The organism is Microbacterium sp. Marseille-Q6965, from assembly GCF_946151065.1.
GTDB lineage: Bacteria > Actinomycetota > Actinomycetes > Actinomycetales > Microbacteriaceae > Microbacterium.
On sequence record NZ_CAMGZA010000003.1, the window covers coordinates 361258 to 370856 of the forward strand.

General features: G+C 72.0%; 5 protein-coding genes and 1 pseudogene. 2 read left to right on the forward strand and 4 right to left on the reverse strand.

The window, feature by feature from the left end; genetic code table 11:
• Positions 1 to 6: 6 nt before the first annotated feature.
• Entirely contained in the window at positions 7 to 2574 is a 2568-nt protein-coding gene (gene glgP, locus N8N77_RS10745) for an alpha-glucan family phosphorylase (RefSeq protein ID WP_261166853.1), read from the reverse strand.
• Positions 2575 to 2618: 44 nt separating this feature from the next.
• On the opposite strand from glgP, the gene N8N77_RS10750 reads away from it, so the two are divergent.
• Both N8N77_RS10750 and glgB read left to right on the forward strand, forming a co-directional pair.
• Positions 2619 to 4727 carry an alpha-1,4-glucan--maltose-1-phosphate maltosyltransferase gene (locus N8N77_RS10750; protein WP_314732525.1) on the forward strand — a complete coding sequence of 703 codons (2109 nt, stop codon included), beginning with the start codon at positions 2619 to 2621 and terminating at the stop codon, positions 4725 to 4727.
• A pseudogene (gene glgB / locus N8N77_RS10755) lies at positions 4724 to 6958 on the forward strand (1,4-alpha-glucan branching protein GlgB); the annotation flags it as partial. The gene N8N77_RS10750 and the pseudogene glgB, both read left to right, overlap by 4 nt.
• A gap of 78 nt (positions 6959 to 7036) precedes the next feature.
• Here the strand turns inward: glgB and N8N77_RS10760 are convergent.
• The 3 genes from N8N77_RS10760 to N8N77_RS10770 all read right to left on the reverse strand — a co-directional run.
• Complete coding sequence (locus tag N8N77_RS10760; protein ID WP_261166854.1) at positions 7037 to 7309, reverse strand: GlsB/YeaQ/YmgE family stress response membrane protein; 273 nt, start codon at positions 7307 to 7309, stop codon at positions 7037 to 7039.
• Positions 7310 to 7437: 128 nt separating this feature from the next.
• Positions 7438 to 8487 carry a class I mannose-6-phosphate isomerase gene (locus N8N77_RS10765; RefSeq protein WP_261166855.1) on the reverse strand — a complete coding sequence of 350 codons (1050 nt, stop codon included), beginning with the start codon at positions 8485 to 8487 and terminating at the stop codon, positions 7438 to 7440.
• The coding region (locus N8N77_RS10770; RefSeq protein ID WP_261166856.1) for a Gfo/Idh/MocA family protein at positions 8484 to 9599 on the reverse strand (1116 nt) is incomplete at its 5' end. The genes N8N77_RS10765 and N8N77_RS10770, both read right to left, overlap by 4 nt.

Below are 9599 nucleotides of genomic sequence, written 5' to 3' on the forward strand. Positions count from 1 at the left end.
GCCGCCCTAGGCCAGGGCGGCCAGTCCGAGCTCGGTCGTCGTCGCCAGCAGCGGGTGCCGCGGCACGATGCGCACGGTATAGCCGAACGGTCCGGCGTGGTCCAGGCGCACCTCGCCGGCGAAGGACGCGCGCCCACCCTCGTACTCCTCGCGCACGGCCAACGGTGCGACCTGCAGCGCGGTGAGCTGGTCGTCGGCGCCGGCGCGGCCGTACACCAGCTGCACCTCGACGTCACCCGGCGCCAACCCGCCCAGAGCCGCGTACGCCGTGACGGCCAGGGGCGCGCCGACCTCCGCGACCTCGTCCACGCCGCTCGACTCCACGTGCTCGACGCGCACGCCCGGCCACGCCTCGCGCACGCGACGCTTCCACGCCGCCAGCTCGACGGCCCCGGCGTCGTCCTCGTTCAGCGCGCGGGCGGCCGCGGCCGCGGGCACGTAGAGGGCGCCGACGTAGTCGCGCACCATGCGGGAGGCCAGCACCTTCGGGCCCAGCGAGGCGAGCGTATGGCGCATCATCTCCATCCACCGCACCGGCACACCGTCGGCGTCGCGGTCGTAGAAGCGCGGCGCGATGTCGCGCTCGAGCAACTCGTACAGCGCGGACGCCTCCAGATCGTCACGCTTGTCGGGCTCGTCCACGCCGTCGGCCGACGGGATCGCCCAGCCGTTCTGCCCGTCGAACCACTCGTCCCACCAGCCGTCGAGGATCGACAGGTTCAGGCCACCGTTGAGCGCGGCCTTCATGCCGCTCGTGCCGCAGGCCTCGTACGGGCGCAAAGGATTGTTCAGCCACACGTCGCAACCGGGGTACAGCCGCTGCGCCATCTGAATCCCGTAATCCGGCAGGAACACGATGCGATGGCGCACGTCGGGATCGTCGGCGAAGCGCACGAGCTGCTGGATCAGGGCCTTGCCGCCGTCGTCGGCGGGGTGCGCCTTGCCGGCGATGACGAGCTGGATCGGCCGGTTCGCGTCGAGCAGCAGCGCCTTCAGCCGCTGCGGGTCGCGCAGCATGAGGGTGAGCCGCTTGTAGGAGGGCACGCGCCGGGCGAAGCCGATGGTGAGCACATCGGGGGAGAGTGCGTCGTCGATCCAGCCCAACTCCGCCTCCACCGCGCCGCGGCGCAGCCACGAGCGTCGCACCCGATCCCGGGCGTCGTGCACGAGGCGTTCCCGCATCCGGCGCTTCGCGCTCCAGATGCGCGCGAACCCGACCGCGTCGAACGCGCGGGCGAGGTCGTCGCCGTCGCCGTCGAGGGCAGCCCCGGTCTCCGACAGCAGGTCGCGGAACTCGCGGGCCATCCAGGTCGGTGCGTGCACGCCGTTCGTGATCGAGCCGATGGGCACCTCGCCCTCGTCGAAATCGGGCCACAGGCCGTTGAACATCGTGCGGCTGACCCGACCGTGCAGCCGCGAGACGCCGTTGGCGCGCTGCCCGAGGCGGAAGCCCATCACCGCCATGTTGAACACGCCGGGATCGCCGCCGTCGTGGTCCTCCGCGCCCAGCGCCAGCACGCGATCCACCGGCACGCCCTCGAGCACACCGCCCTCCGTGGCGAAGTACTGCTCGATCAGCGCGCGCGGGAAGCGGTCGATGCCCGCCGGTACGGGCGTGTGGGTCGTGAACACCGTCGAGGCCCGCGACATCTCGAGCGCCTCGTCGAAGCCGAGGCCGGCGCGGCCGGCCGTCAGCTCGCGGATGCGCTCGAGGCCCTGGAAACCGGCGTGGCCCTCGTTCGTGTGGTAGACCTCCGGCTCCGGAGCACCCGTGAGGCGGGTGAACACGCGCAGGGCACGCACCCCGCCGACACCCAGCAGCAGCTCCTGGCGCAGACGGTGCTCGCCGCCGCCACCGTAGAGCCGGTCGGTGATGTCGGCGTAGTTCTGCGGGTTGGCGTCCACGGCGGAGTCGAGCAGCAGCAGCGGCACTCGCCCGACCCGCGCGACCCAGATGCGGGCGCGCAGCTCGGGCCCGCCCGGCATCGCGAGCGAGACCATCGCCGGCGCGCCGTCGGCCTCGCGCAGCGGCGTGAGGGGCAGCTCATCGGGGTCCAGCACCGGGTACGACTCCTGCTGCCACCCCTCGCGCGAGAGCGATTGCGTGAAGTAGCCGTGTCGGTACAGCAGCCCCACCCCCACGGCGGGCACGCCGAGGTCGCTGGCGGCCTTGAGATGGTCACCCGCCAGGATGCCGAGCCCGCCCGAGTACTGCGGAAGCGCGGCGGCGATACCGAACTCGGGGGAGAAGTACGCGATCGCGCGCGGGCCGCCCGTCACCTCGCGCTGATACCAGAGGTCGTCGGCGAGGGCGGCGCGCAGATCGGCGCGCACCCGGTCGAGGCGCTGGAGGAACGCCGGGTCGCTCGCCAACTCGTCCAGACGCTCCGCGGCAACGCCGCCCAGAACGCGCACGGGGTCCTGCGTGGTCTCCCAGAGCCCGGCGTCGACGTGGGCGAACACGTCCTGTGTCTCGCGGTCCCAGCACCACCGCAGGTTGCCGGCCAGCTCGCCCAGCGCGGCCAGTGGTTCCGGCAGGACGGGCCGGACGGTGAATCGGCGGATCGCGCGCATGCGCCCACCGTAGCCCCGCGGGGCACCCCTCCGGGTGACGGGTCGTGAACAGTGAACCGGGCGCCGAGCCCCGGGAGCCCGGGCAGCGGATGCCCGGGCAGAACGGCCGTCGCGCACCGGGCTACACCGTCGCGAACGCGCGGCGCAAGAAGCTGGTCGGGCCGGAGGGGATGTGGGAGGTTGGTGCCATGGTCGGACGCATTCCCGTCATCGAGGTCCATCCGGTCGTCCACGGGGGAGCGCGGCCCGCGAAGGCGACGGTCGGGGAGCCGCTGCCGGTGCGCGCGACGGTGTTCCGCGAGGGCCATGACCGCCTCGGCGCCGAGGTGGTGCCGATCGGACCGGACGGCGCACGCCGCGAGGCGGTGCGGATGCGCGAGCGGGCGCCGGGCACCGACCGCTATGAGGCGTGGATCACGCCCGATGCCGAGGGCACGTGGGCCTTCGAGGTGCGCGCGTTCTCGGATCCGCTGGCCACCTGGACTCACGACGCGGCGCTCAAGATCCCCGCCGGCGTGGACGTCGACCTGATGTTCCTCGAGGCACGGCTGCTGCTCGAGCGCATCGCGAGCGAGCATGCCCTCGCTGCGCCGCACCGCGCGGCGCATGCCGCCGCGCTCGCCGCGGCCATGGGCGGCGACCGCCCCGCCGAGGCGCGCCTCGCGGTGCTGACCGGCCCCGAGACCCGCGAGCTGTTCGAGACGCACCCGTTGCGCGATCTCGTGACGGTGGAGGGCCCCTTCCCGCTCTACGCCGACCGGCGCCGGGCGCTGGCGGGCGCGTGGTACGAGTTCTTCCCGCGCTCGGAGGGCGCCCGGGTGGACCGGCGCACGAAGAAGGTCGTCAGCGGCACGTTCCGCACCGCGGCCAAGAGCCTCGACCGCGTCGCCGGGATGGGCTTCGACGTGCTGTATCTGCCGCCGATCCACCCCATCGGCGAGGTCAACCGCAAGGGACCGAACAACACCCTCACGCCAGGACCCGACGACCCCGGGTCGCCGTGGGCGATCGGCTCCCGCCACGGCGGGCACGACGCGATCCACCCCGACCTCGGCACGTTCTCCGACTTCGACCACTTCGTGCGGCGGGCGAACCGCCTGGGCATCGAGGTGGCCCTCGATCTGGCGCTCCAGGCGGCCCCCGATCACCCCTGGGTGCGGGAGCACCCGTCGTTCTTCCGGCACCGCGCCGACGGGTCCATCGCCTACGCCGAGAACCCGCCCAAGAAGTACCAGGACATCTACCCGCTCTTCTTCGACGACGACTTCGACGGCGTGCTGACCGAGGTCGAGCGGGTGCTGCGGGTGTGGATGGACCACGGCGTGCGGATCTTCCGCGTCGACAACCCGCACACCAAGCCGGTGATGTTCTGGGAGACGCTGCTCGGCCGGATCCGCGAGACCGATCCCGACGTGCTCTTCCTCAGCGAGGCGTTCACGCGCCCGGCCATGATGCGCACGCTCGGAGCCGTCGGCTTCCACCAGTCGTACACGTATTTCACGTGGCGCGTGACCAAGGGCGAGATCGAGGACTACCTGCGGGAGGTCTCCCGCGAGACCGACCACCTCATGCGCCCCGCGTTCTGGGTGAACACCCCCGACATCCTGCACGAGACGCTGCAGTACGGCGGGCCGGCGATGTTCGCCATCCGGGCCACCCTGGCGGCCATGGCGACGCCGACCTGGGGGATGTACGCCGGGTACGAGCTCTACGAGCACGTTGCGGTGCGCCCCGGAAGCGAGGAGTACCTCGACAGCGAGAAGTATCAGATCCGCATCCGCGACTGGGCGGGCGCCGAGGCGACGGGACGCACCCTCGCGCCGTACATCGCGCGCCTCAACGAGCTGCGCCGCTCCCACCCGGCGCTGCAGCTGCTGCGCAATCTCGTGGTCCACCGCACGGACGACGATCACGTGCTGTGCTTCTCGAAGACCCACGGGGACGACACCGTCATCGTCGTCCTCACCCTCGACCCGCACGCCGCCCGCGAGACGGTCGTGCACCTGGATCTGGACGCGGCCGGACTGCCCGATCGTTTCGTCGTGCACGACGAGCTGACCGGATCGGAGTGGGCGTGGGGTTCCGACGCCTACGTGCGCCTCGACCCGACGGGCGACGTCGCGCACATCCTGACGGTGAGGCCGGCGCCGTGACCGCCGCCGACATCCTGCCCGTCGACACCGAGGAGCTGGCGGCGATCGCGGCGGCGGAGCACCCCGATCCGCACGCGGTGCTGGGCCCGCACCCGTACGAAGGCGGCGTGACGGTGAGGGTGCTGCGGCGCCTCGCCACCGCCGTGCGGCTGCGGTACCTCGCGCTGCCGACCCGACGATTCCCCGACGGCTGGCACGAGATCGAGCTGCAGCACGAGTGGGAAGGCGTGTGGGTGGGGGTCATCCCGCTCGAGCCGGGGATCGCCGAGGGCGACGTGCCGCCGTACCGCGTGGTGGCGTCGTACGGCGAGGGGGCGGAAGCGCTCGTGAACGAGCGTGACGACCCGTATCGCTTCCTGCCCACGCTCGGCGACCTCGACATCCACCTCATCGAGGAGGGGCGTCACGAGCGGCTCTGGCGCGTGCTGGGCGCGCACGTGCACACGTTCGACGGCCTCGGCGCCGCCCCCGATGTGACCGGCACGGCCTTCGCCGTGTGGGCGCCCCGCGCACGGGCCGTCCGGCTGAAGGCGGACGTCAACGACTGGGACGGGCGCGAACACCCGATGCGCCGGCTGGGCTCGAGCGGTGTGTGGGAGCTGTTCGTGCCGGGCGTGGGAGCCGGCACGCGCTACCTGTACGACATCCTGGGGGCCGACGGGGTGTGGCGTCAGAAGGCCGACCCGATGGCGTCGTTCACCGAGGTGCCGCCGCTCACCGCCTCGGTCGTCTTCGAGTCCACCCACGAGTGGAGCGACGCCGAGTGGATCGCCCGGCGGGCGGCGGAGGCCGACCGCGGCCACACCGACCGCCCCATGTCGATCTACGAGGTGCACCTCGCCTCGTGGCGCCGCGGGCGCACGTTCGAGCAGCTGGCCGACGAGCTCGTCGCCTATGTGGCCGACCTGGGCTTCACGCACGTCGAGTTCATGCCCGTCATGCAGCACCCGTTCGGCGGATCGTGGGGCTATCACGTGACGGGCTACTACGCGCCCGACAGCCGCCTCGGCGACCCGGATGGGCTGCGCCTGCTGATCGACCGCCTGCACGCGGCCGGCATCGGCGTCATTCTGGACTGGGTGCCCGGTCACTTCGCGACGGACGAGTGGGCCCTCGCCCGTTTCGACGGCGCGCCGCTGTACGAGGATCCCAACCCGCAACGCGGCTGGCACCGGCAGTGGGGATCCCACATCTTCGATTTCGGCAACCCGCCCGTCCGCAACTTCCTGTACGCCAACGCCCTCTACTGGCTGGAGGAGTTCCACGCCGACGGCCTGCGCGTGGACGGTGTCGCCTCCATGCTGTACCTCGACTACGCGCGCGAACCGGGGGAGTGGACGCCCAACGTGCACGGCGGGCACGAGAACCTCGAAGCGGTGCAGTTCCTGCAGGAGATGAACGCCACGGTCTACCGGCGCGTGCCGGGCATCGTGACGATCGCCGAGGAGTCCACCGCCTGGCCGGGCGTGACGAAGCCGACATCGACGGGCGGGCTCGGCTTCGGGTTCAAGTGGAACATGGGGTGGATGCACGACACGCTGCAGTACATCGGCCGCGACCCCGTGCACCGTGCGCATCACCACCACGACATCACGTTCTCGTTCGCCTACGCGTGGAGCGAGAACTACGTCCTGCCGCTCTCGCACGACGAGGTCGTGCACGGGAAGGCGTCGCTGCTGCGCAAGGCGCCGGGTGATCGATGGCGGCAGCTCGCCACGCTGCGTGCCTACCTGGCGTTCATGTGGGCGCATCCCGGCAAGCAGCTGCTGTTCATGGGCGGCGAGTTCGGTCAGGAGTCGGAGTGGGCCGAGTCGCGCGAGCTGGACTGGTGGCTGCTCGACCTGCCCGACCATGCCGGCGTGCGGCAGACCGTGCGCGACCTGAACGCGCGCTACCGAGAGACGCCCGCGCTGTGGGCCCGCGACGCCGAGCCGTCGGGCTTCGAATGGATCGTGGCCGACGACGCGGCGGCGAACGCGATCGCGTTCGCCCGGCGGGACGGCGACGGATCGCTGCTCGTGTGTGCCAGCAACTTCGCTGCCGAGCCGCACGAGCGCTACCGCCTGCGCTTTCCCCAGCCGGGCACCTGGGACGAGGTCCTCAACACCGACGCCGACCTCTACGGCGGCTCGGGCGTCGGCAACCTGGGGCGCGTCGAGGTGCCGGAGGGCGGCATCACCGAGGTGGCGCTGCCGCCGCTCGGAACCGTGTGGTTCCGCCGGGCAGGCTGAGCGCTCGCCGGGGGCACGCGAAAGGGCCGCCGACATCCGAGGATGTGCGACGGCCCGTTCGCGTGACGTGGCGCGGGGTCAGGAGCGCGAACGGCTCCGGTTCCCGGTGATGAGGCCCCAGATCAGCAGGACCACGATGGATCCGCCGATCGCGAGCAGCCAGCTCTCGAGGCTCCAGAACTCCTCGAGTCCGACGCCGAAGATGGCCGTGCCGATCCAGCCGCCGACCAGCGCGCCCACGACACCCAGGATCAGCGTCATGATCCAGCCGCCGCCCTGCTCGCCCGGGAGGATCGCCTTGGCGATGGCGCCGGCGATGAGGCCGAGGATGATGAAAGCGATGAAGCTCATGTGTCAGCTCCTTTCGTGCGGGCTCGGTGCCCGATGACTACACGTTAGGGGCGTGCGCAGGGTGGCCACGAGAGGCTTGACAACGGGCCCCCGTTTTCGGCATTTCGCGCGAGCGGGGCCGCGCGAGCTCACGCGACGCCGGGAGCGCCCAGCGTCGCCGGCCACCCCGCGCCGGGCCGGTGGACGATCAGATCCGCGCCGGCGACCCGCCATGATCCGAAGGCCTCGGGGACCGCGACGACGCCCCCGCGCGGCACCTCGAGCGCGCCGCCGGCACCCTCGATGGCGCCCTCTTCCAGCGCCAGCACGATGGCGAAACCCGCCTCCACGCGGGCGCCGTGGCCCGCCCGATGCGCGCGGAAGTAGGGCTCGGCGGCGGGCGGCAACAGCGCCGTCACCCCCGGGGTGGGGGCATCGAGGTCCGTGAGCGCGATGAGCTCCCGCGGGGAGCCCAGTGCCGACAGCGAGACGGCCGCCATGGCGGTGTCGAACCCGAGCCCCAGGTGAGACTCCTCGCGCGTGGCGGTCGTGACAGACCACTCCAACAGGATGGAGAAGTCGGTGGGCTCCTGCACCTCGGCCACGAGGATGCCCGACCCGATGGCGTGCACCGTCCCCGCCGGTACGAGCACCCCCATGCCCCGCCGCGCCTCGATGCGGTGCATGCGCTCGAGCATCCAGGACGAGTCCTGCGCGTCCCGCCGGCGCGCCAGTTCCGCGCCGTCGACCGGCTCGCGCCACCCCACGTGCAGCGTCGACCCGGGCTCGGCGTCCAAGACGATCCACGCCTCGGTCTTGCCGTAGGGGCACGCGAGGTGAGAGGACGCGAAAGCCCGGTCGGGGTGCACGTGCACCGGGAGCCGCTGCCGCGCATCGAGCAGCTTCACGAGCACGCCGGTGTCGCCCGCCCGCCACGCCGCCTCGGCGTGCTCACCGAGCCAGGCGCCCGGGTCGGCGACCACGAGGTCGCGTAGCAGCTCGCCGTCGGTCGTGCGCGCGAGCCCGACGCCGGACTCCTCGGCGCCCGCGCGCGTGACCGTGGCCCCGAGCCATTCCTCGGGCTGGTGCTCATGCGCCTGGGTGAACCCGCGAAGGGCCGCAATGCGGTCGCCCCCGCGATAGAAGTGGTCGATGGGGTTCGGCGCCAGGAATCGCGGTCGCGCCGGTGCTGTCGTCATGTGCTCGCTCCTACCCGCTCGAAGGACCCGGAGGTGTGCGAGGCGATGGCCGCCTCGTACAGCCGATGCGTGCGGGCCGCCTCCCCGGGGCGGGCCGCCCCGAAACGGTCGCCGAGCGCCCCCTCGCGCTCGGCGAGGAATGCCGCCCACATCTGCAGGATGGCGTCGGAGAACCCCGTCTCGAAGTTCGCGCCCGTCACGGTCGGCCACACCGACTGGCTGCCGACGTCCATCCGCTGCCACAGCTGTTCTCGCCCGACACCCGGGATGTGTCCCACGCCGAAGACCTCGACGGTCTTCGGGCGCTTGGTCGAGAAGCGCACTCCACCGTCCATGCCGATCGCCTCGAAGTACCACGTGTTCTTCTCACCCGGCGCGATGCGCTTCGTCTCGACGGCCAGCGGAAAGGGCGATCCGCCCGGCTGCGAGATGCGGGCGTGGACGACCGCGTTGTCCCACGTGTCGCACGGCACCGGCTCGCCGTCGGGACCGGGCCGCTCGGTGACGATGTTCTGCAGCATGCCGAGGACCTCGTCCGGGTCCCACCCGAGGCGCAGCGGCACGTGCCACGCATGCAGCCCGAGATCGTTCATCACGCCGGCCTCGCCGCAGAACCGCGCCTGACGCTTCCACCCGATCGGCTTGTCGCGGTCGAGGTCGCTCGCGTGGAGGAATCCGCAGCGGGCCTCGATCAGCTCGCCGAGCGCGCCGGATCGCACGACCTCGATGGCGGCCTGGGCCCCGGGGAAGAAGGGCATCTCACTGGAGCATCGCACGAAGCTCTCCGGGTGGTCGCCCGCCGCCGTGAGGATCGCCTGCGCCGCCGCGCCGTCGATGCCGAACGGCTTCTCGGCGAGAAGCGATTTGCCCGACCGGATCACGTCGGTGTAGATCTGCTCGTGCAGGTCGTGCCGCACCGCCACGTACACGACGTCGACGCGTTCGTCGTCGAGCAGCTCGCGGTAGTCCGTCGTCGTGCGCTCGACGGTGGGCAGCGCCCCGAACCACTCCAGAGCGCGTGGATCGATGTCGCACACCGCCGTCAGGACGGGCTGCACGGGATGCCCGATGAGAGCCGGCCATCGGGCGATCGCCGCGGCCATCTCCCGCCC

Coding starts and splice junctions, on each gene's coding strand:
- glgP (WP_261166853.1), bottom strand. CDS start 2,574: ATGCGCGCGATCCGCCGATTCACCGTCCGGCCCGTCCTGCCGGAACCA.
- N8N77_RS10760 (WP_261166854.1), bottom strand. CDS start 7,309: ATGAGCTTCATCGCTTTCATCATCCTCGGCCTCATCGCCGGCGCCATC.
- N8N77_RS10765 (WP_261166855.1), bottom strand. CDS start 8,487: ATGACGACAGCACCGGCGCGACCGCGATTCCTGGCGCCGAACCCCATC.